The following is a 25268-nucleotide window of genomic DNA, read 5'->3' as shown; positions in this document are numbered from 1 at the left end:
CAAGCGCAGGAAGCTCGGGAAGTGCGGGAAGCGCGGGGGCTAGATATCGCCTTCGCCAAACAGGCGATGCTGGATCGCATAGCGCACCAGCGCCGCCTCGCTGGGCAACCGCAGCTTTTCCATCAGCCGCATCTTGTAGGTGCTCACGGTCTTGGCGCTGACGCACAAGGCGGCGGCGATCTCGGTCAGCGGCTCGCCCAGCACCAGGCGGCGGTAGACTTCCATCTCGCGGTCCGACAGGCGCAGGTGGGGATCCCCGCGGTGCTCGTCCTGCAGGCTGTTGGCCAGCTTCTCGCCCATCGCGGCGCTCACGTAGGTGCCGCCCGCGGCGACCTTGCCGATGGCGCTGACCAGCTCCGTGGCCGCGCTTTCCTTGGTCAGGTAGCCCGCCGCCCCGGCCCGGAACGCACGCACCACGTACTGCTCCTCGGCGTGCATGGTCAGCACCAGAATACGCAGCTCGGGCTGCTCCACGCGCAATTGCCTGATCAGCTCCAGCCCGCTGCGCCCGGGCATGGAGAGGTCCAGCAGGATGACCCGGGCCTTGCAGTCGCGCGCCATCTGCAGCACGGCGGCGCCATCCACCGCCTCACCCACCACCTCGAAGCCGCCCGCGCGGCTCAGGATGTGGCGCAGCCCGTCGCGCATCACGGCGTGGTCGTCGGCAATCATCACAGGAATCACGGGCTTGCCTCCTCGCTCGTGGTTGGGGCGGTGTTTATGGCCGTGGCCAACGGAAAGCGCACGGTCAGGCAGAAGCCCTCGCCAGGCGCTTGGCTTGTCGCTACGGTGCCGCCAAGCAGCCGTGCGCGCTCCCGGATCCCCACCAGCCCCAGCGATACCCGCTCGCCACCGGGAGGCTGCGCGGCGGCATTGCCGCGGCCATTGTCCCGTACGGTCAGCTCAAAATGGTCGTCCAGGCGAACCAGCTCGATATCGACCCGGTCGGCCTGGGCATGCTGCACGACATTGCTGAGCGCTTCCTGCACGATACGGAATACCGCGGTGGCCGCGTGCTCGCCGACGTCTTCCTCCTCGGCGGCATGGGTGATGACATTGACGCCATAGCGGGCGGAGAACTCCTTTGCCAGCCATTCGATCGCCGGGATCAGGCCAAGCTCGTCCAGCAATGCCGGGCGCAGGTCGGCGGCGATGCGCCGCACCGAAGCCACGGTTTCGTCGATGACCAGGTGCATGGCGGCGGCCTGGTCCAGCAAGGCAGGCGCCGTTCCCGCGTCCTTGAGGTCGCTGGCGAGGATAGCCAGGTCCATTTTCAGCGCGCTCAGGCGCTGGCCCAGGTCGTCGTGCAACTCGCGGGCGATACGGCGGCGCTCCTCTTCCCGCGACGCCTGGACCCGGTCGGAGAGTTGCTGGAGCTCCTCGCGCGACTGCCGCAAGGCCGTCTCCACCCTCACCCGCTCCGTGGTGTCCCGCAGGATGACGGTAAACAGCTTGCCGGCGCCGTCCTGCGTCTGGGAGATGGAGGCCTCGATGGGGAACTCCGTGCCGTCCTGGCGTAGCGCATGCAGTACCCGCTGCTGGCCCATCTGCCGATCCGTGACCCCGGTGACGCCGAACCGGCGCACGTGCGCCTCATGCGCCACACGAAAGCGCGCCGGAATCAGGTCCGCCAGGGGGTGGCCGGTTACCTGCGCGGCGGTGTACCCAAAAAGACGCTCCGCCGTGGGATTGAACAACACGATGCACTGCGCTTCGTCCACCGTGATGATCGCTTCCATCGACGAACGGATGATCCCTGCCAGGCGAGCCTCGCTGTCCTGGATGCGCGCCAGGTTGTCTTCCCCCGCGCGCCGCAGCCGCCGCAGCCGCACCAGCATCAGGGAGAGCATCACGGCCACCGCCAGGCCCCAGGCGCCGAGCATCGGCGCGGCCAGGCCGCCTGGCCGGGGGGCAAGCACGGTAATGAACCACAGTGCCAGCAGCAGCAGGAGCACGAGCACGGCGCCGCCTGCTGCCAGTTCGCCAAGCGTGGCGTGAAGCGATGTCTTCGGCGTGGAGGGCAAATTCGGTGAAGGAGGCTCGTTGGTCGCCATGGCTGGTCGCGAAGTGCTCCCGAAGGGTGGCAAGTCCTGCGTGGATCCCGCGAGGATCGCCGGAGGCTCTCTTGTAAAGGTAGGCGATTTGAGTGAAATGCACACGCCCTCTGTGATGTGTTCGCAATATAGCGAGGTGGGCGTAGCAGGTACCATCGTCCGAATAGCCGATGGCCTTTGTCAGGATTGCCTGACAGGGACCCGCCTTTTTCCGACACCACTCTCAGCCACCGCTGCTTTCTGCCCATCACGGCGCAAGCCATACTTGATTGCATGGATTCCATGACGCTTCCTGAACGCCTGACCGTCCTGCTACTCGAGGACTCCGTCCTGATCGGCGCGCGGCAGGCCAGGATGCTGAGATCGATCAAGGAAGTGGAACTGCTCGCGCTGGCCCGCGAGCCGCGTGCCGCACTGCTGGCCGCGCAGATCCTGCTGCCCGACATTGTCATCCTCAGCCTGAGCAGGTATGGCCGATCGGGGCTGAGCGCACTGCAGGGCCTGCGAAGAATGCGCCGCCAGGCGACCGTGGTCGTCCTGAGCAACTGCCCGGCGCCGCCAATGCGCAGTGCTTGCCTGCGGGCCGGCGCGTCGTACTTCTTCGACAAGACCATGGAATTCGACGCGTTGCGCAGCACCCTGCTGCGCCTTGCGGCGCAGAAGCTAACCGCTCGGGCGGCGGCACCGGAACACACCGCGGCATAGTGCGCGCAGCGCTTTGCCCGGCATCGGCGGCAAACACGGCCGACAGCAGGGGCCAGTCCGGGCAGCCAGGGGCAAGAGATAAGAGACCAGAGACCAGAGACAAAGGAATCAGCCATGTCAGCGTACCTGCAACAGCAAGCGAAAGCGCCTGCGGCGATGCCCCAGGCCTTTCACAGCCCCCAATTGCTGGATTTCCTGCCCCTGGAACCCACCCCGCCGGCCACGGTGTCCCATAAGGCAAATTGCTCAAGCTGCGCCATGCGCGCCATCTGCATGGGCGGCAACCTGAACGATGCGGATCGCTCCAGGCTCGATACCGTGATCCACAACTGGCGCATGGTCCGGCGCGGCGAAGCGCTCTACCGGGCCGGCGACGCCTTTCAGAGCATCTACGCGCTGCGTTCCGGATCGTTCAAGACGGTGTTGGCGCACCAGAACGGCTGCGAGCAGGTCAGCGGCTTCTTCCTCACCGGCGAGACGCTCGGGCTGGATGGCATCTGCACGGAGCACCACGCCTGCGACGCCATCGCCCTGGAAGACAGCGCGGTGTGCGTCATTCCCTTCCATCTGCTAGAAGCGCTCTGCCGCGAAATGCGCTCGCTGCAGCAGCACGTGCACCGCATGCTAAGCAGCGAGATCGTGCGCGAATCGGGCGTGATGCTGCTGCTCGCCAGCTTGTGCGCGGAGCAGCGCGTGGCGGCATTCCTGCTCAATATCTCGGCGCGCCAGCATGCGCGCGGCTACTCCCGGCGCGACCTCGCGCTGCGCATGACGCGCGAAGAAATCGGCAGCTACCTGGGCATGAAGCTCGAGACCGTCAGCCGCACCTTGTCGCGCTTCCAGCGCGACGGCCTCATCGAGGTCAAGGGCAAACGCGTGACCTTGCTGGATCTTGACGCGCTGGACCGCATCTAGGCGGGCGCCGTTGCGCAAGCCGCCCCTGCCAGCCTTGTGGAAGCAGTGAGCGCGTGGCCCGCCATCTTGCGCGCCTGGTTGACGTTGGCTTGACGTTGATCAGGAAACGCGCACGGTTCGGCTTGCGGCTGCAAACGTAGTGCCTAGACTGGCAGAAAGCTGCCGCGGCGTGCCCGCGGCGCTCACCTTTTCCGTGCTCCGCCTTGCACTTCATTGCGCCTGCCTTTTTGCGCTGTCCTGTTTGCACCTTCCTTGTTTCTCTTCCCGGGGGTCGATGCCATGACCATCAAGATCGTCTTTGCAAAAACCATCCCCTCGTATCGCCCGGCCGATCTCTGTCTCGAGTGCGCTGCCAGCGTCGACGGCATCCCGGCCAGCTACGCGATCACGGCGGAGGCACTGGAAGACCACTTCGGTGCGCGTTCGTACCGGCCGGACGACCTCATCCAAGCCTTCGAAGGGCACCGCGAGGATATCGAATGCGTGGCGCAGCAGCTGTTTGAAATGACCGCGGCTCACCACATCGTGCTGCACAGCGGTCATTTCCGTTTCGCGCTCTAGACCTGGCTGGGCGCCGGCTGGCGCGGCGCCTCGATGGCAACGGCACCGATTGCCAGCAACGGATCGGACAGGCGCATGGCATTCCAGGCATGCATCGAGGCGGCAGGCGCGACCGAGTCGGCCTTGGGCCTGGGCGGCCGCCACCACTCCGGTCCCGGCGCGCAGCCAGCGCAAAGCATGGCCGCCAGGCAAGCCGCAAGGCCGCGCCGGCGCACGCAGCCGCCCGTGGCACCTTGGTGGGGAACTGTCATCTTCATCGCCGCCTCCGGTTGCCGGCGCTTGCGGGCACCGGCTTGTCACGCCCGTGGCCTGCCGCGCCGAATCCTCGTTCCGCTTCAATATAGGCGCGTGGTTGCCACTCGGCTTGATCCGCATCAAGCTAACTTCCGGGCACGCGCATAGCATGGGTACATGACCTGCCCGATCGGGGAGACAGGCACCTGGGAGAGCGCGGCATGGAACCGGCGGCACTCACGCAAGCGTTGATGCGACCCGCGGCTTACCGGCATCCGGTGGGCAAGGTCAGCCTCATCGAGACGCACATCTCGCAAGTCTTCCTTGCCGGGCCCTTTGCCTACAAGGTGCGCAAGCCCGTGCGCCTGGACTTCGTCGACTTCGGCACGCTGGCCGCCCGCAAGGCGGATTGCCAGGCCGAACTCGAACTGAATCGCAGGATGGCGGCGGCGCTCTACCTCGGCGTGGTGCCGATCGTGGGGGGACCCGGCCCCGGGGAGGTCCGGGTAGGGGGTACTGGCCAAGCGCTGGAGTACGCGGTAAAGATGCGCCGCTTCCGCCAGCAAGACCTGTTCTGCGCGATGGCACAGACGAACCGGCTAACCGGCACCCATGTCGAGACGCTGGCCCGCCGGCTTGCCGCGATCCACCTGGCCGCGCCGGTCGCCAGCGGCGGCACGGGGCATGGCACACCGGCACGGATCGCAGCGGTGGCGCAACAAGCCATGGCGGGCGTTGCCGCCCTCGCCTCGGGCACCGGCGCGGCGGCACACGTGGCGGCGCTGCTGCGCGAGCGGGCCGTGGCGCTGCAACCGGCATTTGCCAAGCGGCTGGCAAGCGGCCATGTCAGGGAGTGCCACGGCGACCTGCACCTTGGCAACATCGCCTTGATCGACGGCGAGCCCACGCCATTCGATTGCCTGGAGTTCGATGCCGGGCTACGCTGGATCGACACCATCAGCGATACCGCCTTTGTTTTCATGGATCTGCTCCATGCCAGCCGGCAAGACCTGGCCTACTGGCTGATCAATACCTATCTGGAGTGCAGCGGCGACTATGCCGGCCTGGCGATATTGCCGTTCTACACGGCGCTGCGCGCCGTGGTGCGCGCCCGCGTGCTGCTCGAGCGGGCCCACCAGCGCAGCGCGGCGGGAACCGGCACCGCCGCGGAAATGGCGGCGGCGCAGATGCGCTGCAACGATCTGCTCGCGCTGGCCAGCGCCGCGCTGACGCGCAATCCGGGCGCGATCACTATCATGCATGGCCTCTCGGGCAGCGGCAAAAGCACCGTTGCCCACCAGCTCGCGCTGGCCGCGGCCATGGTGCGCGTGCGCGCCGATGTGGAGCGCAAACGTCTTGCGCTTGCACATGGCCATCAACGTGGCGATAAACGTGGTGATCAGCTGGGCGATCAACTGGGCGATCAGTTTGCCGATGCACATGGCGATCCGGCCGCGCACGGCGACCTTTACACGGCGCAACGCACTGCCCGCGTCTACCGGCGGCTGCTGGCAATCTGCCGGCTAGGCAGTGGCGCCGGATTCCCCATGATTGCCGATGCGACCTTCCTCGCGCGCGCCGAGCGGCGGCGCTTCGCGTCGCTGGCCGCGCGCCGGGGCGCTGCCTTTTCCATCGTCGACTGCCATGCCGGCCTGGCCACCCTGCGCGAACGGATCGTCACACGCGCGCGCCAGGGCGGCGATCCTTCAGAGGCGGACCTCCAGGTGCTGGAGTGGCAGCGGCGCGCGCAGGAGCCATTGGGCAGCGATGAATGGCGCCATGTGGTGCGCATAGGCGAGACCGTCCTGTCCGGCTGATGGCGGTTCGTGGAAACTTGCCCCCTCAGGCTTCCTTGGGCGATAGCCATGCTGGCCGCTGCGCGGCGCCGCTGCGGCCGTTGGCGGCTTCCACCTGCTCGGCAAACGCGCGCAGGGCCTGCATTGCCGCCCCGCTGGCCACATCGGCCTGGCGCAGCGCCAGTACCGGCGACGGCGGCTCCGTGGCCAGGCGGGCGATCTCCTCTGCCGCCCTGAAAGCGCCTTGCCGGGCCATCACGCAGATCACCGACGTCTTGCAGGCCAGCGGCATGTGGTCGCGCAGGAAGCTGCGCATGGGCGCAGCCAGGTGGCCGACCCAGATGGGCGCGACGATGACAAGCCGCTGGCAATCGTCCAGCGCCGGGCCGGCGTAGCGGTAGCCTACATGCCGCTGCAACAAGATATCCAGCACGCAGCGCGCATCGCCCAGCAAGCCGGCGCGGCTGGCCTGGTCGCCGACTTCCGCCAGCGGCCAGCCGGATTGCGCCGCCAGTTCTTCCGCGGCCTGGCGCGCCGTGCCGGTGCGCGAGTAATAAACGATCAGGATCTTTTCCATCGATGGCTCCTCAGCTCTCGATCCGGGTTATCCGCGTGCCGACCAGCGACAGGCTGATCATGATGCCGCCGTTGGTCAGCACGAAGCCCACAATATCGCCCCGCACGGTATTGCTATCCACGCTGGCACCGATGCCCAGGCTCAGGACGGACACCGACCCGTCCACGCCCACGGTCCAGCCCTGGCTGGCACGGAAGCGTTCCAGCGCCTGCCCGGTCAGGAACACCAGCACCACGGCCCTGGATGCCATGCCCGCCTGCGCCCCGAGCGAGGCGCCAATCAGCCGGTAGTAGGCCTTGTCCCCGCCTGCGCCATGCATCATGCCGTCGCCCTGCTCCACGCCCGCCACCGCGCCGCCAGCGAGCACATCGGGAAAGACCAGCACGCCGCTGGCCTTGTCCAGCAGGGCCCGCGCGCCGGGGTTGCGCGCAGTCAGGCGCGCCAGCACGGCTTCGCAGCGTGCATCGAGCTCGTCGGCATCCAGCACGCGCTTGTCGGCGGCTGAACCCGCCCACGCGGCCGCCGGCAAGCCTGCTGTGCAGCACAGCACGGCAGCCGCGGCGAGCGCCCGGCATGCCAGGCGCCGCCGCCTGGCGGCAGCCGGCAACGTGGAGGTCATGGCCTCACCGGCGCGCCTGATGCCGGCTTTGCGCCGGCGCTCGGCTCAGCCTGTGGCGCGTGCACCAGCAGTACCGGCTGGCGGCATTGCCGGACCAGCGCTTCGGCGACGCTGCCCATCAGCAGGCGCCGCACGCCGCGCCGACCGTGCGTGCCCAGCACCAGCAACTCCGCCCCGGTCTGCTGCGCCACCTGCTCGATCGCATTGGCCACGTCGCCCAGCGCCAGGGCTTCATCCACCATCAGCGTCTTGCATGACACCTGCGCTGCCGCCGCCTTGGCCTTGGCCTTGGCTTCGTCCAGCAGGATCTGCCCGCCTTCGAGCAGGCCGGCACGCAGGTCTGTCAGGTCGATGTAGCCGACCTCGTACCTGAGGTAGCTGTTATCGATCACATGCACCACGGTGAGTTCCGAGTGCATCGCCGCGGCCAGGCGCAGAGCCTCCTCCAGCGCCCGATCGGCGGACTCGCTGCCATCCACGGCAACCAGGATCTTGCTGTACATCTTGTACCTCCCGATAAAAAAGACAGGCGCCGCAGCTTGCAGCCGACGCTTCCAGTTTGTACGCCCGGGCAAGCGCGGTGTTGATGTAGATCATGGCATTCGCTGCTTTCCCGGGCAACGGGTCGTTTCTGCGCCTTGCGCGCATCGCCAGGCCGCTTGACGTGCATCAATACGCCCCGTGCCCAGCCCTCTAAGCTGCTAATGGAGGCCGCTCCCATGCGCGCTTTCCTATCGACATTGCAACATGGCGACATCCAGCCAGGAGGCACGGACCATGTACCAGAGAATATTGCTCGCGGTGGACGGCAGCCGCTCTTCGGACCTTGCGCTGAGCCAGGCCATCACGGTGGCCAAGGCGACCGGCAGCGAGGTAAAGGTGCTCTTCGTGGCGGACGACAACGATATCTTCTTCACTGCGGGCAGCTACGACCCGCGCAAACTGATGGAAGGCATCCTGGCCGCGGGACGCGATGCGCTGGCAGCGGCCGCCACGCGCCTGGCGGATGCCGGCATCCCGCATTCGACGCTGATCCTCGAGAAGCCCGTTTCCCCCGGGCAGATCTCCACCACGATCGTGGAGCAAGCCGACCGCTGGAATGCGGACCTGATCGTGATCGGCACGCACGGCCGCCGCGGCTTCCGGCGCCTGGTCATGGGCAGCGTGTCCGAAGGCGTGGTGCACAAGAGCAACAAGCCGGTGCTGATGGTGCGCAGCGAGATCGAGGAATGAGGACGCCCCGGGAACGACGCGCTGAACGATGCGCTGAACGATGCGCTGAACGACGGGCTGAACGACGGGAATCATGCCGGCGGCGGGCGGATTGATGCGAGGCGCTTCCCGGATCCGACGCAACGGCGTGGCCGCGCCCCGGGTCCTGGCCGGCCTGCTGGCCGCATGGGCCTTGAGTTGCCATGGGCTCGCGCTGGCCGCACAGGCAGCGCCAGCAGCGCTCTGGTTTTCTCAGGGCCATCCCAATGCCCAGGCCTGGCAAGCCGCCGGCATCCTCGACGGCGCCACGGCCGACGGGCTGGAACCCCGCGATTATGATGCCGACGGCCTGCGCCGCGCGCTGGGCCAGGCCGCGGACGGGCCGCCGTTGGCGCCCGAAGCCGCCGCCTCGCTTGACGAGAGGCTGACAGCGGCGATGCAGCGCTATCTTGCCGACCTGCACGGCGGCCGGGTCGATCCCGGCACGATCCACGAGAAATTTGCCCCGGCGCCGGACCGGCAGTTCGATCCGTCGCGCCTCCTGCGCGCAGCCATCGCCGGGCAGGACCTGCCCGAGGCAGTCCGGCAGGCGGCGCCGTCGTTCCCGCTCTACGCAAGCTTGCGCGCGGCGCTTTCACGCTACCGCGCGCTGGCAGGCCACCCGGCCTGGCAGGCACCGCTGCCGCCGCTGCCCGGCAGGAAGCTGGTGCCCGGGCAGGCCTACGCCGGGCTGCCGGTGCTGGCGCAGCGCCTGATCGCGCTAGGTGACCTGCCCGCCGCCACGCCGCTCCCGGAACGCTACCAAGGCGAACTGGTGGAGGGCATCAAGGCGTTCCAGGTCCGCCACGGGCTGGAGGCGGATGGCGCCATCGGCGCGGGCACGTTCGCGCAACTGAACGCGCCGCTCGCCGGCCGCATACGGCAGATCGAACTGACGCTGGAGCGCCTGCGCTGGACGCCCCTGCTGGAGGGCCCGCGCATGATCGTGGTCAACGTGCCGGAGTTCGTGTTGCGCGCCTACGAAATCCACGGCGGCGCCATCCAGGTCAAGGCGGAAATGAAGGTGATCGTGGGCAAGGCGCTCGATACGCGCACGCCGCTGTTCAAGGAGGACATGCGCTTCATCGAGTTCAGTCCTTACTGGAACGTGCCGCCGTCCATCGCGCGCGCGGAAACCGTGCCCCGGCTGCGCCGCGATCCCGGCTATTTCGAGCGGCAAGGCTTCGAGTTCGTCAGTGGCGAGGGCAAGGTGATCACCACCCTGTCGGCCGCCAGCCTGGATGCCGTCCAGCGCGGCCAACTGCGCATACGGCAACGCCCGGGGCCGATGAATGCGCTTGGCGACATCAAGTTCGTCTTCCCCAACAACGAGAACATCTACCTGCATCACACGCCCACCCCGCAACTGTTCGCGCGGGACCGGCGCGACCTGAGCCACGGCTGCATCCGTGTCGAGGCGCCGGAGGCGCTGGCTGGCTTCGTGCTGCAGGACACGCCAGGCTGGACCGAGGCGCGCATCCGCGAGGCCATGGAGAAGGGAGAATCCAGCACGCTGCGGCTGCGCCAGCCCTTGCCGGTGGTGCTTGCCTACGGCACGGCCATCGTCAAGGCTGACGCTCGCGTCTACTTCTTCCCGGATATCTATGGGCTGGACCGCGTGCTTGACGAGGCGCTGCGGCAACGGTCCGCCCGCCTGCGGGCTTCCGCCTTGGCCAGCACGCAGGCAAGATAGGGCAATTGCACCAAAGGGGAGTGCTTTCGATGACCAAACCGCCCAGCGATCCTCGCCGCCTGTTCCTGCGGCACGCCGGCGGGCTTGTGCTGGCTGGCACGCTGCTGCCGTTGCCGGCCCGGTCCGCGCTGGCGAGCTTGCCCGATGCCCGCAGCTTGTCCTTCGAGCACACCCACACCGGCGAGCGCATCGCCTTGGTCTACGCCGTCGGCGATCAGTTCGTGCCCGAGTCACTGGCCGCGCTCAATCGCTTCCTGCGCGATCACTACTCGGGCCAGGTCGGCGTGATCGATCCGCAACTGTTCGCGCTGCTTTACCGCCTGAGGCAAACGCTGTGCTGCGCGGCCCCCTTCCAGGTCATCTCCGGCTATCGCAGCCCCGCCACCAATGCGCGGCTGCGCAAGACGCGCGGTGGCGGCGTGGCCAGCCATAGCCTGCATATGGACGGCAAAGCCATCGATATCCGCCTGCCCGGCGTTGCGCTGTCCGACCTGCGCGACGCCGCGCTCTCGCTGCGCGCTGGCGGCGTGGGCTTCTATCCGCAGGAGCAGTTCGTGCATGCGGATACGGGCCGGGTGCGGGATTGGTAGGCAAGGCGCCATTGAAGACCATCGGCCGGTTCTGGTCAAGCTCTCGCATCCGGGTTTTCCCCATCGGCGGCCCCCCTAGCCTGGGCGGCCCGGACAAGTTATGCTCTTGGCCGCATATTAGCCCGCACGGGGTGGGCTAGCGCTCAATCGACAATCCCCCGGCACCGGGCGGGCATATCTGGAAGGAAATCAGCCATGCGCACCCCTGCACGAACAATCTCTTGCCCGCGCGCATGCCGCTAAGCCGGTTGTTGTTGCCTCCAGAGCCGCCCGCGCTAGCGCCCGGCATCGCGCACAGCAGTTTCAGCGTGCAAGGCGACGCCCGCCAGAGCTTGCTGGCCTGGCAGGAGCGGATGAGCCCGGTCTACGATATCCGGCCTGCCACGGCGCAAGGCGAGCAGACCTTCGAAGCCTCGCTGTCTCGCTACTCCATCGACGATCTGAGCTTCTTCGACATCCGCACCAGCCCCAATCTGGCCGAGCGCTCGTTGGGGCGCGTGTCGACAGAGAACATTCGCGACATTACCTTCAGCGTGTTCCTGGAAGGCGCGCCCGCCCAATTCCTGGGCGGCAAGCCAGGGCTGAACGCGCCGCAGTGGCACGGCGTGCCAAGCATTCTCGCGCTGGACATGGACCAGCCGTGCACCATCCGGAGTTTTCATGGCCGCATGCTGCTGTTTTTCGTGCCGCGCGCCTTGGTGGAAATGGCCTTCCCCGATGCCGCCTCGCTGCATGGCCGCCTGGTTGAGGCCACCACACCGCTGATGCGGGTGCTGATCTCGCATCTGGTGGCACTGAATCGACAAATCGTAGGCCTGTGCAAAGAGGAAGCAGACCGGGCATTTCGCACCGCGATCGAACTGCTGGCCGCCGCGTTCAGCCGGCACGCGGGGCTCTCCGGCAACGCCCGCGCAGCGGTGCGGGCGGCGGTGTACGGACAGGTGCGGCGCTATGTCGAGGCCAATCTGCATGACCCCGACCTGAGCCCTGACAGCGTGCTGCAATCGCTGCATCTGTCGCGCGCCAGCGTGTACCGCCTATTCATGCATGAAGGTGGCCTGGCCGCTTATATCCGCAGCCGCAGGCTGCGGGCGGCGGCCGATGAACTGGTGCGCTTTCCTGACATGGCGGTGCAGGACATTGCCTCAGGGCTCGGTTTCAACAATGCATCGAGCTTTACGCGCGCCTTTCGCCGCGCCTACGACATCGCGCCGCAGGAATTGCACAGCTATGCCCCGCTGCTACAGCGCGAACAGGCAAGGCTACAGCGCCATGCGCCCTGGCGCGCGGCGGGATTGAGGTAGGAATCCGGTAGGAATCCGTTCAAGGCACTGGCCCTCTCACCACCTCTCGCCCCTTCTCGCCCCGTCACTCCACCGGCACCGCCGACATCCACCCGTTTGCGGCATTCGCCGCCACGACCTGTTTCGCGATCGAATCGCCCAGGCGCCTGGCATCCGCGGAGATACTGTCGCGCTTGACCTCGGACACGCCATGCAAGCCCGCGCCGGCCGCGGCGGACATCGCGAGATGGCCGGCGGCGGCACCGACGCCGGCGGTTTCAGCCACGCCCGGCATGTGGCCGCTGTTGGCCTCGGCCGCGAAACTCTGCAGCGGCATGGGCGCACCGTCCGCCGGCTTGTACAGGATCTGGACCGACGCGCCGACCTCGCTCTTGCCTGCGCCAAGGCCGATCAGCAAGCGGCGCCGACGCTTGCCCTCGTCGATCTTCTGGATGCTTCCCTCGACGATCAGCGCGTTGCTTTGCGCGGGCGCGGGGCCGTCCGCGCGTACCGCGCGCAGTCCCTGGGACTGCAGCTGGCGCACGATTTCATCGGACACCTGCTCGCTCGCTTCGCACGCCGCCTGGCTCTGCTCGCTGGCCGCGGACCTGCCGGTGACCATCGTCTTGAGCTTCTGCGCCATGCCGCTGTCCAGTTTCACCTGATCCGGGCTGGCATCGAAGGCTTGCACATAAATGATGTCCGCCTGCACCTGTGCCTGAGGCATGGCGCTGGCCTGAGTCACGCCGGTGACGCCCCAGGCGCAGCCCGCCATCAAGAGCGATCCTGCCGCCAATGCCGTCATCGCCAGACGCGTGGCGTTGTGCTTTAGGAGTGGGTATGAATTCCGCATGTTGTTCCTGTCATCGGCACCATCGCGGCGCCGATTGCCGAAAAATTGCCGCCGATTGCCGAAAATCTGCCGAGAAGATGTCGCCGACAATCATGCGATCCACAGGATCAGAAACCATCGGAGATCACGCCTGCTTGCGTGCGGCGCATCTGCAATCGGTGTGAGCCGCAACCCGCAGACGCAAGTATGGGAGGAACTGGCTGCGCGAGCCATGCAGGAAATATGTCGCGCGATGTCATGCTTGCGTCGAGCCCGGGCGTACGGAATGCGCGGCTTCGCCTGAGGCCGATGGCCGGTGCAGCGGCAACGCCACCACCGCTTCCAGCCCCCCGCCCTCGCGGGCGCGGAACTGCAGGGAGCCGCCGTGCAGGCGCGCAATGCGCTCCACGATCGCCAGGCCCAGGCCGGTGCCGCCCGAATGGCCGCGCGCGTTGCTGCCGCGGCTAAAGGGCGCCTTGAGCTGCTCCAGCTCCTGCGCGCTGATGCCGCTGCCCCGGTCGCACACGGCGGCGTAGGCCATATCGCCCTCGGCCCAGGTGCGCACGAACAAGCCGGTTCGTCCGTAGACGACCGCGTTGTGCATCAGGTTCATCAGCAGCCGCATCAGGCTCACCGGCCGGAACGAAAGCGCCGGCACGCTGCCGAGCGAAAGCTCGAACTCGTGCCCGAGCCCGGCATAATCCGCGGCGAGCTGGCTAACGAGCGCATTGAGGTCGCCAGGCTGCGGCACCTCGCGTTCGCCACTGCCCGCGTAGTCCATGAACTGCTGGAGGATCGTGTCGATCTGATCGAGATAGCCCTCCGCCGATGCCACGAACTGATCGGCGGCTCCGCGTGGCATTGCCATGGCCATCGCCAGACGCAGCTTGGTGAGCGGCGTGCGGATATCATGCGACACGCCGGCCAGCATCAGCGCGCGTGTGGCCTCCGCCTGCTGCAATGCCTGCGTCATCTGGTTGAACGCGCTGCTCACCTGGGCGATTTCCGTCGGCCCGCTGGCGGGCAGAGGCACGGGGGCTTCACCGGCGCTGACGTGGCGTGCCGCGCGCGCCAGATCCTGCAGCGGACGGTTGATGTGCAGCTGGATCAGGTAACCCGTGAGCGCCGCGAGCAACGCGAAGGCCGCCGACAGCGCCAGCGCGGTGGTGACGCCGCTCGCCTGCGCGTCTTCGGTCATCGGCAAGGCGATCCATTGGGGCGCGCCATCCACGTGTACGCGAATCCAGAGTTGCTCCCCTTCCCCCTCCCTCCCGCCTTTGCCCGTCTGCCATCGCACCGCCATGTCCGGCGGCAGATAGCGCTGCAATGCCTCCATGAAGACGTCGCGCTGGTAAGTGCGAAAGAAGTGGAGCGCACTGGCATGCGGCGCCTCTACGCCTTGCTCCGGCGGCTGCGCCTGCCCCCCGAGCCGTGCGGCCGCCGCGCGGCCCTGCTCGGGCGGCATGGCGGCAAAGACGCGGTCGAGCGTCTTCACGTAGTCGGAAAAGATGATCGCCGCACGCTCGATGTGTGGGCGCTGCACGAAATGCAGCAACACGGTGAGCGCGCTGACCTGGGTCAGCGCCACGAGCACCACCAGCAGGGCGATGTTGCGCGCGAGCAGCGAGCGGGGCAGCGCGAGCCGCATCACGGCCCGACGCCGGCGACCAGCATGTAGCCGACGCCCCACACGGTCTTGATGAAGCGCGGCTTGGACGGATCGTCTTCGACGATCTGGCGCAGCCGCAGGATCTGTACGTCGATGCTGCGGTCAAGGGCGTCATGGTCGCGGCCGCGGGCGCGCGCCAGCAGGTTCTCGCGGCTCACCGGGCGGTTTGGCGACGACCCTAGCGCGTGCAGCAGCAGCATCTGCGCGGAGTGCACTTCGACCGGCTCACCGCCGCGCTCCAGCGTCTGCTTGCCAACATCGAATGCGAAATCGCCGAAGCGCAAGGTCTGCGAGGTCACGGTCGGATCTCCAGCCGCCATCTTCTGCCGGCGCAGCAGCGCGCGGATCCGCGCCACCAGTTCGTCCGGGAGGAATGGCTTGGCGAGATAGTCGTCGGCGCCGGTCTCAAGCCCGACCACCCTGTCGACCGGATCGCCCTTGGCGGTCAGCATCAGGATGGGCAGCGTCTGCCCTTCGGCACGCAGCCGGCGGCAAATGGCCAGGCCATCTTCCGGTTCCATCATCAGGTCCAGCACGAGCAGGTCGTACGGCTCGCGCTGCAGGTAGCGGTCAAGCCGCTTGCCATCGGCGACCGCGCGCACCTGGAAACCATGCCCGGTCAAGAACCGTTGCAGCATGTTGCGCAGCTCGGCCTCATCATCGAGCACGATAATCCTGTTCACCTGCTCCATGGCGCGTCTCCGGCAAGGATCGCGAATCGCCTGAGATCAGCGGTGATCAGCGGGCCATTGCCTTCTGTCTCATGAACCCCTCGATCTGCGCCAACGTGACGTATCCGGCCTGCTGCGTGTCGATCTCGTCGAAATGGCTGGCGACCATCGGCATGCCCGCCGCCGCTTGTTCCCGGGTCAGCTTGCCGTCGCGCGTCGTGTTGGCATTGGCGAAGCGCATCTGCAATTGCTGCATCGCACGTTCCACCCGCGCGCTGCCGCCCGCAGGCGGCGCGACGCTCTGCGCCGATGCGCCTGCAGAAACAATACACAAAATCAAAACCGCGATCATCTGCTTCATGGTGTTCTCCGTGGTGTAGCCGACATTCGATGCCGGCCGGGGTAGTCGATCCGATAGGGCTGATGGCCGTCAGGCCCAGTGCGCAGGCACCCAGACGCGGCCCACCCAATGTCCGGGCACCATGACCGCCGCACGCGGCGCCCGTGCCACGTAGACGGCACGCGGCGCGACATACACAACCCGCGGCGGGGGCGGCGGCGCAACCACCACCACCTTGGGCGCCGGCGGGGCGACGTAGACCGCCTTCGGGGGCTGCGCGGGCGGCAGGTAGACAGGCGTGGGCTGCACATAGGCCACCGGAGGCGGCGGCACATACGCCACCGGCGCGGGGGTGACGACCACCGGCGCGGTGCCAACCGCCACGGTGGCGCCCACGGTGGTCACCGTGCCGCCGGTCGTGACCGTGCCTGCGGTCGTCACCGTGCCGCCGTGTACCACCGTGGTGCCGCCGCCCGTCGTCACGACACCCGGCGCCACGCGCGTCGCGGTGCCAGAGTGGGTGACGGTGCCGCCTTCCGCGCCGGTCACCGTCCCCGAACGGGCGCACGTCGCGCCGGCGCAGGTGGTCGATGCCGCGTGGCTGACCGTGTTGCCGTTCGAGCCGGTGATCGTGCCCGACGATGAATACTGGCCCGGCGCGTCACGCGTCACGCTGCCCGCCGTGGAGGCGGTCTGGCCATTTGGCCCGGTGAGGTTGCCCGTGTGCGAGCAGGTGCCGCCGGCGCAACTGGTGTCGCCAGCGTGCTGTACCGAGCGGCCGTTGGGCCCGGTCGCCGTGCCCGAGTTGGAGAACTGCCCCGGCGCGGTACGGGTCACCGTGCCGGTATTCGTCGCGATCCCGCCGTAGGGGCCGGCGAGGCCACCGGCGTGCGAACAGCTTGCGCCTGCGCATGAACCGGCATGCGCGCCGTTGTAGACGCCGTGCGGCGTGTAGGCCGTGCCGTGGCCCGACCAGCCAGCGAAGGCCGGGGTGCTGGCGAGGAGGATCAGCGAGGCGGCCGCTGTGACAACGTGATGGCGTTTCATGGGATGTCCTTCGGGTTCGGGTTCGGGCCAGATCACGCACTGCGGCCTGGCAACGGGACGAACTATAGGACGAGGGTGCGAAACATTCGCCATGGAAAACATGTCGCGGTGTTACACCGGCCGGGCAGACGGATCCAGTGACATCGAGCGACATATTTTCCGTCTGGTTCTGGCGGCGGCCGCCCACTACAGTGGCCTCACCCGACGCGACGGCGGTCACTGCCGCAGACGACGCGCCCCACCCCAACCTGTCCCGCGCCCATCATGCATACCACTGGAAACATCGCGCTCTATGTCGCGCTAGCCACGTCGTTCATCGTCGCCGTCTCGCTGATCGAGGCGTTCGTGCTCACCCGAACGCTGCGCCACAGCGCCGCGCCGTTCGACTGGAATGAAACATGGCTGTCGCTGGCCGACCTGGTGGGCGGCAAGCTGTTCGCGCTGCTGCCGCTCTCGCTGGCAACGCCGATCTTCGCCTTCGCCTGGGATCATCGCCTCTTTACCGTCACGATCAACAGCGCGCTGATGGCGCTGCTGCTGTTTGTCGGCCAGGAGTTCTGCTACTACTGGTATCACCGCGCGTCGCACCGTATCCGCTTTTTCTGGGCCACGCATGCAGTCCATCACTCGCCGAACCAGTTGACGCTGTCGTCTGCCTATCGGCTTGGCTGGACCAGCAAGCTGAGCGGCTCGGCGATGTTCTTCGCGCCGCTCGTCTGGCTTGGCGTGCGCCCTGAGGTCGTGCTCGCCACGCTGATGTTCAACCTGCTGTATCAGTTCTGGCTGCACAACACGTGGATGCCCAAGCTCGGCTGGCTCGAATACGTGCTCAACACGCCGTCGGCGCATCGCGTGCACCACGCGTCGAATGCCGATTACCTGGATGCCAACTACGGCGGCGTGCTGATCGTCTTCGATCGCCTGTTCGGCACCTACGTCGAGGAACGCGCCGACGAACCGTGCCGTTACGGCCTGGTAACCCCGACGCGCACGCGCAACCCGCTCGTCAATCAGTTCGAGCACTGGGTCAGCCTCGCGCGGGATATCGCGTCGGCGCGCAATGCATGGACCGCCATCCGTTACGTGATGCTGCCGCCCGGCTGGCGCGCGGACGGCACTGGCGAGACCACGGAGAACCTGCGCCGGCGCCACTGCGCCGCGCCACGGCCTGTGTCTACTCGCTGACCCCGTGCGCTAGCCAACGAACCGCAGGGTGTTCTCCGGGCAGCGCCGCGCGGGTGGCATCCTCCATCAGCCGCAAGCCTGTGTTGCTGTTGGTGAGCAGCACGACGCCCGCGCGCTGCTCGGTGCTGCCCATCACGAATGCCCTCACGCCTTGCATCTTGCCCCACTGGAAAAACGTGCCCCGGCTGGGCTCGACGCCCCACCCCAGCCCCCAGCCGATGTCCGGCTCCGTGGCAGCCGGCGCGCCATCGAGGTAGACGATTTCTCCTTTTGGCACCATGACGCTCGCCGTCAGCCATTGTTGCCAGGTCGAGGCACTGAGCCCATCGCCCCGAAGCACGGCGGCAACAAAAGCGCCGTAGTCGCCGGCCGTGGTTTGCAGCGAATAGGAGGCGCTCGCCGCGGGCGGGCGATGCACGTCTAGCCGCTGCGCCGCCTCATGCGGGTTGGCCGCATTCGCGAGGAACCGATCCTGCCACTCCAGGCTCGACGAGCGCATCCCGAGTGGCTCGAACACCAGGCGCCGCAGGATCGCTTCCAGGGTTTCCCCTGTTTTTGCCTCAACGGCAGACTGCAGAAAAATGAACCCCAGGCTGGAGTAGCTGAACCACGCGCCAGGAGCAAAGTGCAGCCGCAGCGGATTCTTGTCGCGCAGGTTCTGCAGCCCACACGTATGCGTTAGCACGTGGCGCATGGTGATGCGCGCCGAGGCCGCATCGTCCGGCACGATCGGCTGGGCCGAGCGCGACAGCGGCTCGTCAAGATCCAGCACGCCGGCGTCGACAAGCTGCAGCAAGGCGTACGAGACAATCGGCTTGGTGAGCGATGCCGCGCCGAACACGGTGCCGGCATCCACCGGCTCGGCGGTGTCCTGGTTCCTCACGCCGGCGGCGGCCACCTCGACCGAGTCCTCGCGCACGTGCGCCAGGCAGGCGCCTGTGACGGATTTGTCCTTCAGCAGATGCGCAAGGCGCATGTCCAGCGACGGCGTTCCATGGCCCATGTTGCCTCACTCCGATAGCAAGGCCGCCATTATCGCGCAGGTGCGGCCCGGGCCTCTTCCGCACAGCGCATGATCGCCTCGGCCAGCGCCTCGCGCGGATACGCGTTCTGCGTGACGAACGGCGCGACGCAAACACGACCGGCATGCCCGTCACCAGCCGGCGGATCTGCGCGAAGGCCGGCGTGCTGGCAAGTCAGGTACGCACGATGCATAATCCTGAAACTGGTTTCACCGAGACCAACTTCCCATGCCACGCGCTGTGACACAACCCAAGTCCGACCTGAAGCCCGCAGAGAAACTCACCATCCAGGACGTTGCCAACCATGCGGGTGTCTCGAAAGCAACGGTATCGCGCTTCCTGAACCGGGGCGGCGAGCAGTTGTCCGCCGACGTGGAGGCACGCGTGGCCGCAGCCGTGCGCGCGCTGGGCTATAGCCCGAGTCCCATGGCGCAAGCGCTCAAGCGCGGCAAGTCGCGCCTGATCGGGCTGGTGGTGGCGGACGTTTCCAACTCGTTCTCGGTGGCCGTGCTGCGTGGTGTGGAGAAGGCCTGCCGCGACGCTGGCTATATGGTGATGCTGTTCAACCTGGGCAATGACGAGCAACTGGAGCGCGAAGCCATTCGCTCGCTGTCGGCTTACCGGGTCGAGGGCTTCATCCTGCACACGCTGGGCCACGACGCCGGCGCCCTTGCCGATGCCGCGCAACTGGGCAAGCCGGTCGTGCTGGTCGACCGCAAGGTCGGCGACGCGGAAGTCGACCTGGTGGCCCTGGATAACCTTTCCGCGGTCCACGAGGCTGCCGGCCACTTGCTCGAAGCCGGCTACCGGCGCTTGCTCTTCATCAGCGAGCCGATCAAGGCCATCAGTTCGCGCAACGAGCGGGCCCGGGCCTTCCAGAACTTCGTCGCGGAACACGCCGACTCGCTTGGCGGCAGCGTGTTCGAAGCCCGCCCCGGTGACGACGACGCCCTGGACGAAGCGCTGCGCGCCCTGCGCCGCGACGCCGGCAAGGCGCCGGTAGCCGTGCTGGCGGCCAATGCGGTGATCTCGCTGCGCGTGGCCGCTGCCGCCGCCAGGCTGGGGTGGCAGCTCGGCACCGACCTCGGCCTGATCGGGTTCGATGATCCGGAATGGGCTGCCCTGGTCGGCCCCGGCCTGAGCACCATTTCCCAGCCGACCGACGATATCGGACGCGCCGCCACCAACTGCCTGATCGAGCGGCTGCAAGGCGCGCAGCTTGCGCCGCGCCAGGTCTTGTTGCCTGGCACCCTGGTCAAGCGCGGGTCGACGCGCCGCGGCTGACAGGAACCCGACAGTGGTTCCTGGCGACGCGAGGGCGTAACGAGCGCCCACCCTCTCCCCCGCCCCCCGCCCCATCCCCCAATTTCACCCGTAAGGGTTTCCACTGCTGGAGTTCTGAAACCGGTTTCCTATAATCCTGAAACCGGTTTCAGAACCGTACTTTCCGATCGCTGCGACGCCAGCGACGCATTCCACAGAACGTGCAGGAGACATTGATGACTATCCAACGCTTGTTGCGCCAGATTGCCGCGCCCGTGCTCACGCTGCTGGTCCTGGCCAGCGCCTCGGCCGGCGTCCAGGCACAGACCGTCGCCGAGATCGTCAAGAGGGGCAAGGTCACCATCGGCGTGGTGACGGGCGCGCCGCCCTTCGGCACCACGGACGCCACCGGCAAGCCCGCCGGCTACGATGTCGACGTCGCCAACCTGCTGGGCAAGTACCTCGGCGTGCCGGTCGATATCGTGCCGCTCACCTCTCCCAGCCGCATTCCGGCGCTGGAAGCCGGCAAGGTCGATTTCCTCGTCGCCACCCTGGCGCCGACGCCCGAGCGGGCGCGGGCCATCATGTTCAGCTCGCCCTACAGCGCGTTCGAGCTGACCATCTTCGCGCCGGTCGCGGCCAAGTACGCCAAGCTGGCTGAGCTTGGAAAGAAGAAGGTTGGCGTGACGCGCGGCACCACGCAAGACACGGCACTGACCCGCCTGGTGGTGCCCGGCATGAGCATCGTCCGCTTCGAGGACGACGCCACCTGTGCGCAAGCACTGATCAGCAACCAGGTCGAAGCCATTGCCCTGCCCAGCACCACCGGCAACGAGATCATGAAGGCACGCGGCGCCGGCAAGTTCGATGCCAAGTTTGCGTTCTCGGTGCAACCGAACTCGATGGCCGTGCGCAAGGACGCTTTCGAGCTGCGCCAGTGGCTCAACACCACCATCTCCTACGTCAAGCTCAATGGCGAACTCGACGCCATTGCGCAGAAGTGGACCGGCAAGGCGCTGCCCGCGCTGCAAACGTTCTGACCCCGGCAAGCCCGACGTTGCGCGCGGGCGTCAGCCTGCGCGCCAGGAGACCCGCATGAACTATCAATTTGAATGGAGCCCGGTGCTGTCGCAGCTGGACCGCTTTGCGGACGGCGCGGCCATGACGCTGGCGCTCAGCTTCGGCTCGATCCTGCTTGGCACGCTGGTCGGTACCGCCGGCGCCATCGCGGCAGCGTTTGGCGGCCCCTGGCTCCAGCGCGCCGCCAGGGTATACGTCGAGGCGATCCGCAACACGCCCTTCCTGATCCAGCTCTTCATCATCTTCTTCGGCTTGCCTACCATCGGCCTGCAGATCGATGCCATCACCGCCGCGGTGATTGCCATGACGGTCAACCTCGGCGCCTACTCGACCGAGATCATCCGGGCCGGCTTGCAGGCGGTTCATCGCTCGCAGCTCGAAGCCGCCGCCGCGCTGGGCATGACGCGCTGGCAGTTGATCCGCCACGTCGCCCTGGTGCCGGCCTTCGAGAAAGTCTATCCGGCGCTGACCAGCCAGTTCACGCTGATGATGCTGACTTCGAGCGTGGTGTCGGCGATCTCGGTGGAAGAGCTCACGGCGGTCGCCAGCCAGGTCGATTCGCAGACCTTCCGCACCTTCGAGAGCTACATCCTTGTCATGTTCATCTACATCGGGTTGGCACTGCTGTTGCGCGCCATGTTTGCCCTGATCGGCAATCTGGTGTTCAGGCGCCGCCGCGTGGTGGCGCGCGCCAGGAAGGCTGCGCGCACTGCCCGCGTTGCGCCCCTGGCGCATGCGGCGCTGACGCCAGCTGTTGCAGGGAGCGCGAAATGATCACCGAGTTCTCCTGGAATCATCTGGAAATCCTGCTCCTGGCAGCACGCTGGACGCTGTGGGTGACCTTGCTGGCCTTCGTCGGCGGCACGCTGGCCGGCTTCCTGGTGGCGCTGGGGCGGACCTCCAGAAGCGCCCTGCTGCGCCTCGCCAGCACGGTCTATATCCAGATCGTGCAAGGCACGCCGGTGCTGATCGTGCTGTTCCTGAGCTACTACGGTCTCTCCGTGCTCGGGCTCAAGCTGTCGCCGATGGTCGCGGCCATGCTGGCGATGTCGATCTACGCCAGCGCTTATCTTGGCGAGATCTGGCGGGGCTGCATCGAGGCCGTGCCGCAAGGGCAGTGGGAGGCCAGCGAGGCGCTCGCCCTCACCCGCTGGCAGCAACTGCGCCATGTCGTGCTGCCGCAGGCCGTGCGGCTGGCCCTGCCGCCCACGGTGGGCTTCTCGGTCCAGCTGGTCAAGAACACCTCGATCACTTCCATCATCGGCGTCATCGAACTCACCCGCGCCGGCCAGCTGATCAACAACGCGACCTTCCAGCCCTTCGCGGTCTTCGTCGTCGTCGCACTTATCTACTTCGCGCTTTGCTTCCCGCTTTCTTCGGCAGCCAGGCGCATGGAAAGGAGGCTCCATGCCCATCGTTGAAGCACAAGGCGTGCACAAATCCTATGGCCCCGTCGAAGTCCTGAAGGGCGTGTCGTTTGCCATCGAGCCAGGCCAGGTGGTCGCCATCATCGGCCGCAGCGGTTCCGGCAAGAGCACCATGCTGCGCTGCCTGAACGGCCTGGAAACCATCAACGCCGGCAATATCACGGTCGCCGGGCACAAGCTGGATCACGACAGGAAGCGGCTGCTCGACCTGCGCCGCGACGTAGGCATGGTGTTCCAGAGCTACAACCTCTTTCCGCACCTGACGGTGGGCGAGAACATTGCGCTGGCGCCTTCCATCGTCAAGAAGATGGCCACGGGCAAGATCGACGGCATCGTCGACCAGGTGCTGGCCCAGGTCGGCCTGCAGGACAAGAAGGACTGCTACCCCGAGCAGCTCTCGGGCGGCCAGCAGCAGCGCGTGGCCATCGCCCGTTCGCTGGCGATGGAGCCCAAGGTGATGCTGTTCGACGAAGTGACCTCCGCGCTTGATCCGGAGCTGACGGCGGAGGTGCTGCGCGTCATGGAAAACCTGGCCGCTTCCGGCATGACCATGGTGCTGGTGACGCATGAGATGGAGTTCGCGCGCCGCATGGCCCATACCACCATCTTCATGCACCAGGGCAAGGTGCACGAGGCGGGCCCGTCAAAGGCGCTGTTCGCGCAGCCACGCACACCGGAACTACAGCAATTCCTCAGCGCGGGAGCCTTGAAATGACCCAGCGGCAAGCAGGTAGTTCTTTGCAGCCGCCGGTGCTGATCTCGCTCACGGCCTATGGCGCGGACCTGGCCCAACGCGACGGGCAGGCGGCACTAGCGCGGATTGCCGCGGCGGCCGGGGCCGACGGCGTGGAATACCGCGGCGAACTCCAGCGCGGACACAAGGATGAAGTCAGGGAACAGCGCGAGGTCGCCGAACAGCACGGGCTGGCCGTGGTCTGGTCAAGCCCGGAGGGGCTCTGGAGCGAAACCGGCAGCCTCGATCTCGCCGCGCTCGATCGCGCCTTCACGACCGCGCTGGCGCTCGGTGCCGGCCGGGTCAAGATGTCGCTGGGTGGCTATCGCCAAGGCACGGCACTTGAAGGATTGCTCCCGTGGCTGCGGCACGGCGGCATCGAACTCGTCGTGGAAAACGACCAGACCGCCAGCGCCGGCACCGTAGCGCCGCTGCGTGACTTCTTCGCGCGTGCCACGGCACTCGGCAAGACGGTCCCGATGACCTTCGATATGGGCAACTGGCACTGGACGGGCGAAGATCCCCTCGACGCCGCGCAGGTCTTCGCCGCCCAGGTGGGCTACGTGCATTGCAAAGGCGTGCTGCGCACGCCTGCCAAGTGGATCGCGGTGCCGCTGGACCAATCGGCTGCGCCATGGCGCAGCGTATTGCGCCGCCTGCCAGCCGGTGTTGCGCGCGCCATTGAGTTTCCGCTGCAAGGGGAAGACCTGGTACAGGTCACGCGCAACCATGTCGAACTGCTGCATTCGGTGGAGATCCCCGCATGAGCCCCGATCTGGATGTGGTGACGCTGGGCGAGGCAATGCTGATGCTGGTGGCCGGTGAAGCCGGGCCGCTCGAAGGCGTGCAGACCTTCCACAAGCGCACCGCCGGCGCCGAGACCAATGTGGCCATCGGCCTGTCGCGCCTGGGCTTGAGGGTCGGATGGGCCAGCCGCCTCGGCGATGATTCGATGGCGCGCTACCTGCTCGGCGAAATGCGGCGCGAAGGCGTGGATTGCAGCCAGGTGGTGTGCGAGCCGGGCGAGCGCACTGGCTTCCAGTTCAAGGGACGGGTCGACGACGGCAGCGATCCGCCCGTGGAATATCACCGCCGTGGCTCGGCCGCAAGCCGCATGAACCCGGGGCATCTGGACGACCGGTGGCTACGGCGCTCACGGCACCTGCACGTCACCGGCGTGTTTCCCGCGCTGGCCGAAGGCACGCAGGCCGCCACGCGCCAGGCCATCGCCACCATGCGGGCTGCCGGCCGCACGATCTCGTTCGATCCCAATCTGCGCCCCGCGTTGTGGGCCACGCCCGAGCTGATGCGCGAGACGTTGAACGATCTGGCCCAACAGTGCGACTGGGTGCTGCCCGGCATCGAGGAAGGCCGCTTCCTGACCGGCCATGCGGAGCCCGAACGCATTGCCGCCTTTTACCGAAGGCGCGGCGCCAGGCTGGTAGTCGTGAAGCTGGGCGCGGAAGGCGCCTACTTCGATGGCGATGCCGGCACCGGCCATGTCCCGGCGTTCAGCGTCGAGCGTGTCGTCGACACCGTCGGCGCCGGAGACGGCTTTGCCGTAGGCGTCATCAGCGCGCTGCTGGAAGGCCGGCCGGTGGCCGATGCCGTCCGGCGCGGCGCATGGATCGGCGCGCGGGCGGTGCAGGTCCGTGGCGATACCGAAGGCCTGCCGACCCATGCCCTGCTGGCGGCCAGCAACCTGTGAAGTCACAGCAAGG

28 protein-coding genes are annotated in these 25268 nt (G+C 67.3%); 16 read left to right on the top strand and 12 right to left on the bottom strand.

The features are described from left to right. Nucleotides 1-39: 39 nt before the first annotated feature. Nucleotides 40-684, bottom strand: coding sequence for a response regulator (locus AC1RQC_RS21380; protein ID WP_492810123.1), 645 nt, complete (start codon nt 682-684; stop codon nt 40-42). Then, on the bottom strand, nt 681-2054 hold the full coding sequence (locus AC1RQC_RS21375) for a PAS domain-containing sensor histidine kinase (protein ID WP_492884502.1): 1374 nt from the start codon (nt 2052-2054) through the stop codon (nt 681-683). Before AC1RQC_RS21375 ends, AC1RQC_RS21380 begins: the two co-directional genes overlap by 4 nt. A 273-nt stretch (nt 2055-2327) precedes the next feature. Between AC1RQC_RS21375 and AC1RQC_RS21370 the strand changes: the two genes are divergently transcribed. The 3 genes from AC1RQC_RS21370 to AC1RQC_RS21360 all read left to right on the top strand — a co-directional run bounded on the left by AC1RQC_RS21370 (nt 2328) and on the right by AC1RQC_RS21360 (nt 4235). Next, a complete protein-coding gene (locus AC1RQC_RS21370) occupies nt 2328-2759 on the top strand; it encodes a response regulator (protein WP_492884500.1) in 432 nt (143 codons plus the stop codon). Between the two features lie 114 nt (nt 2760-2873). Then, a complete protein-coding gene (locus tag AC1RQC_RS21365) occupies nt 2874-3674 on the top strand; it encodes a helix-turn-helix domain-containing protein (protein WP_492374944.1) in 801 nt (266 codons plus the stop codon). 279 nt (nt 3675-3953) lie between these two features. Then, a complete protein-coding gene (locus tag AC1RQC_RS21360; protein ID WP_174425406.1) occupies nt 3954-4235 on the top strand; it encodes a DUF1488 family protein in 282 nt (93 codons plus the stop codon). Here AC1RQC_RS21360 and AC1RQC_RS21355 read toward each other — a convergent pair. After that, nucleotides 4232-4486: a hypothetical protein gene (locus AC1RQC_RS21355; protein ID WP_492374943.1), complete on the bottom strand. Its 255-nt coding sequence runs from the start codon at nt 4484-4486 to the stop codon at nt 4232-4234. The genes AC1RQC_RS21360 and AC1RQC_RS21355 overlap by 4 nt on opposite strands. A gap of 204 nt (nt 4487-4690) precedes the next feature. Here AC1RQC_RS21355 and AC1RQC_RS21350 point away from each other — a divergent pair, with 204 nt between their 5' ends. Then, nucleotides 4691-6286 (top strand): bifunctional aminoglycoside phosphotransferase/ATP-binding protein, encoded by a 1596-nt coding sequence (locus AC1RQC_RS21350; RefSeq protein ID WP_492374942.1) that lies wholly within the window; start codon nt 4691-4693, stop codon nt 6284-6286. A 25-nt stretch (nt 6287-6311) separates the two neighbouring features. Here the strand turns inward: AC1RQC_RS21350 and AC1RQC_RS21345 are convergent, their stop codons facing one another. The 3 genes from AC1RQC_RS21345 to AC1RQC_RS21335 are packed head-to-tail and all read right to left on the bottom strand — an operon-like array spanning nt 6312 to nt 7964. Continuing rightward, entirely contained in the window at nt 6312-6842 is a 531-nt protein-coding gene (locus tag AC1RQC_RS21345; protein ID WP_492374941.1) for a flavodoxin family protein, read from the bottom strand. Nucleotides 6843-6852: 10 nt separating this feature from the next. After that, nucleotides 6853-7461: a lipid-binding SYLF domain-containing protein gene (locus tag AC1RQC_RS21340; protein ID WP_492374940.1), complete on the bottom strand. Its 609-nt coding sequence runs from the start codon at nt 7459-7461 to the stop codon at nt 6853-6855. Continuing rightward, nucleotides 7458-7964 (bottom strand): universal stress protein, encoded by a 507-nt coding sequence (locus AC1RQC_RS21335; RefSeq protein ID WP_492884497.1) that lies wholly within the window; start codon nt 7962-7964, stop codon nt 7458-7460. Before AC1RQC_RS21335 ends, AC1RQC_RS21340 begins: the two co-directional genes overlap by 4 nt. Nucleotides 7965-8238: 274 nt before the next feature. Here AC1RQC_RS21335 and AC1RQC_RS21330 point away from each other — a divergent pair, with 274 nt between their 5' ends. The 4 genes from AC1RQC_RS21330 to AC1RQC_RS21315 all read left to right on the top strand — a co-directional run bounded on the left by AC1RQC_RS21330 (nt 8239) and on the right by AC1RQC_RS21315 (nt 12299). Then, on the top strand, nt 8239-8694 hold the full coding sequence (locus tag AC1RQC_RS21330; RefSeq protein ID WP_492374938.1) for a universal stress protein: 456 nt from the start codon (nt 8239-8241) through the stop codon (nt 8692-8694). A gap of 94 nt (nt 8695-8788) precedes the next feature. Next, complete coding sequence (locus tag AC1RQC_RS21325) at nt 8789-10405, top strand: L,D-transpeptidase family protein (RefSeq protein WP_492374937.1); 1617 nt, start codon at nt 8789-8791, stop codon at nt 10403-10405. Nucleotides 10406-10434: 29 nt separating this feature from the next. Then, nucleotides 10435-10995, top strand: coding sequence for a peptidoglycan L,D-endopeptidase MepK (mepK, locus tag AC1RQC_RS21320; RefSeq protein ID WP_492374936.1), 561 nt, complete (start codon nt 10435-10437; stop codon nt 10993-10995). A 308-nt stretch (nt 10996-11303) separates the two neighbouring features. Then, the gene (locus AC1RQC_RS21315) at nt 11304-12299 is read left to right on the top strand and encodes an AraC family transcriptional regulator (RefSeq protein WP_492374935.1); all 996 of its coding nucleotides are present in this window, start codon (nt 11304-11306) and stop codon (nt 12297-12299) included. A 64-nt stretch (nt 12300-12363) separates the two neighbouring features. Here AC1RQC_RS21315 and AC1RQC_RS21310 read toward each other — a convergent pair whose 3' ends face one another. The 5 genes from AC1RQC_RS21310 to AC1RQC_RS21290 all read right to left on the bottom strand — a co-directional run bounded on the left by AC1RQC_RS21310 (nt 12364) and on the right by AC1RQC_RS21290 (nt 16837). Continuing rightward, nucleotides 12364-13131, bottom strand: a complete 768-nt coding sequence (locus AC1RQC_RS21310) for a DUF4410 domain-containing protein (protein ID WP_492884494.1) — start codon at nt 13129-13131, stop codon at nt 12364-12366. 235 nt (nt 13132-13366) lie between these two features. Then, a complete protein-coding gene (locus AC1RQC_RS21305) occupies nt 13367-14758 on the bottom strand; it encodes an ATP-binding protein (RefSeq protein WP_492884667.1) in 1392 nt (463 codons plus the stop codon). Then, the gene (locus AC1RQC_RS21300) at nt 14758-15471 is read right to left on the bottom strand and encodes a response regulator (protein ID WP_150985838.1); all 714 of its coding nucleotides are present in this window, start codon (nt 15469-15471) and stop codon (nt 14758-14760) included. Before AC1RQC_RS21300 ends, AC1RQC_RS21305 begins: the two co-directional genes overlap by 1 nt. 46 nt (nt 15472-15517) lie before the next feature. After that, entirely contained in the window at nt 15518-15811 is a 294-nt protein-coding gene (locus AC1RQC_RS21295; protein WP_492374933.1) for an EF-hand domain-containing protein, read from the bottom strand. 69 nt (nt 15812-15880) lie between these two features. After that, entirely contained in the window at nt 15881-16837 is a 957-nt protein-coding gene (locus AC1RQC_RS21290; protein ID WP_492884492.1) for a hypothetical protein, read from the bottom strand. A 264-nt stretch (nt 16838-17101) separates the two neighbouring features. Between AC1RQC_RS21290 and AC1RQC_RS21285 the strand changes: the two genes are divergently transcribed. After that, nucleotides 17102-18022, top strand: a complete 921-nt coding sequence (locus AC1RQC_RS21285; RefSeq protein ID WP_492884490.1) for a sterol desaturase family protein — start codon at nt 17102-17104, stop codon at nt 18020-18022. Here the strand turns inward: AC1RQC_RS21285 and AC1RQC_RS21280 are convergent. Then, on the bottom strand, nt 18012-19025 hold the full coding sequence (locus tag AC1RQC_RS21280) for a serine hydrolase domain-containing protein (protein ID WP_492810104.1): 1014 nt from the start codon (nt 19023-19025) through the stop codon (nt 18012-18014). The genes AC1RQC_RS21285 and AC1RQC_RS21280 overlap by 11 nt on opposite strands. Before the next feature lie 247 nt (nt 19026-19272). Between AC1RQC_RS21280 and AC1RQC_RS21275 the strand changes: the two genes are divergently transcribed. From AC1RQC_RS21275 to AC1RQC_RS21245, 7 genes are all read left to right on the top strand, one after another. After that, nucleotides 19273-20328, top strand: a complete 1056-nt coding sequence (locus AC1RQC_RS21275) for a LacI family DNA-binding transcriptional regulator (RefSeq protein ID WP_492374928.1) — start codon at nt 19273-19275, stop codon at nt 20326-20328. Nucleotides 20329-20543: 215 nt separating this feature from the next. After that, nucleotides 20544-21347, top strand: coding sequence for a transporter substrate-binding domain-containing protein (locus AC1RQC_RS21270; RefSeq protein WP_492373690.1), 804 nt, complete (start codon nt 20544-20546; stop codon nt 21345-21347). A gap of 55 nt (nt 21348-21402) precedes the next feature. Then, on the top strand, nt 21403-22161 hold the full coding sequence (locus AC1RQC_RS21265) for an amino acid ABC transporter permease (RefSeq protein WP_492373691.1): 759 nt from the start codon (nt 21403-21405) through the stop codon (nt 22159-22161). After that, nucleotides 22158-22808: an amino acid ABC transporter permease gene (locus tag AC1RQC_RS21260; RefSeq protein ID WP_150985829.1), complete on the top strand. Its 651-nt coding sequence runs from the start codon at nt 22158-22160 to the stop codon at nt 22806-22808. Before AC1RQC_RS21265 ends, AC1RQC_RS21260 begins: the two co-directional genes overlap by 4 nt. Next, a complete protein-coding gene (locus AC1RQC_RS21255) occupies nt 22795-23529 on the top strand; it encodes an amino acid ABC transporter ATP-binding protein (RefSeq protein WP_492373692.1) in 735 nt (244 codons plus the stop codon). Before AC1RQC_RS21260 ends, AC1RQC_RS21255 begins: the two co-directional genes overlap by 14 nt. Beyond that, a complete protein-coding gene (locus tag AC1RQC_RS21250; RefSeq protein ID WP_492884488.1) occupies nt 23526-24314 on the top strand; it encodes a sugar phosphate isomerase/epimerase family protein in 789 nt (262 codons plus the stop codon). Before AC1RQC_RS21255 ends, AC1RQC_RS21250 begins: the two co-directional genes overlap by 4 nt. Then, nucleotides 24311-25255 carry a sugar kinase gene (locus AC1RQC_RS21245; protein ID WP_492884486.1) on the top strand — a complete coding sequence of 315 codons (945 nt, stop codon included), beginning with the start codon at nt 24311-24313 and terminating at the stop codon, nt 25253-25255. Before AC1RQC_RS21250 ends, AC1RQC_RS21245 begins: the two co-directional genes overlap by 4 nt. Nucleotides 25256-25268 lie beyond the last annotated feature (13 nt).

It is taken from the genome of Cupriavidus sp. GW822-FHT03E04, assembly GCF_058801495.1.
The sequence above is the reverse complement of the archived record's forward strand: the minus strand, read 5'-3'. Positions and strand labels throughout refer to the sequence as shown.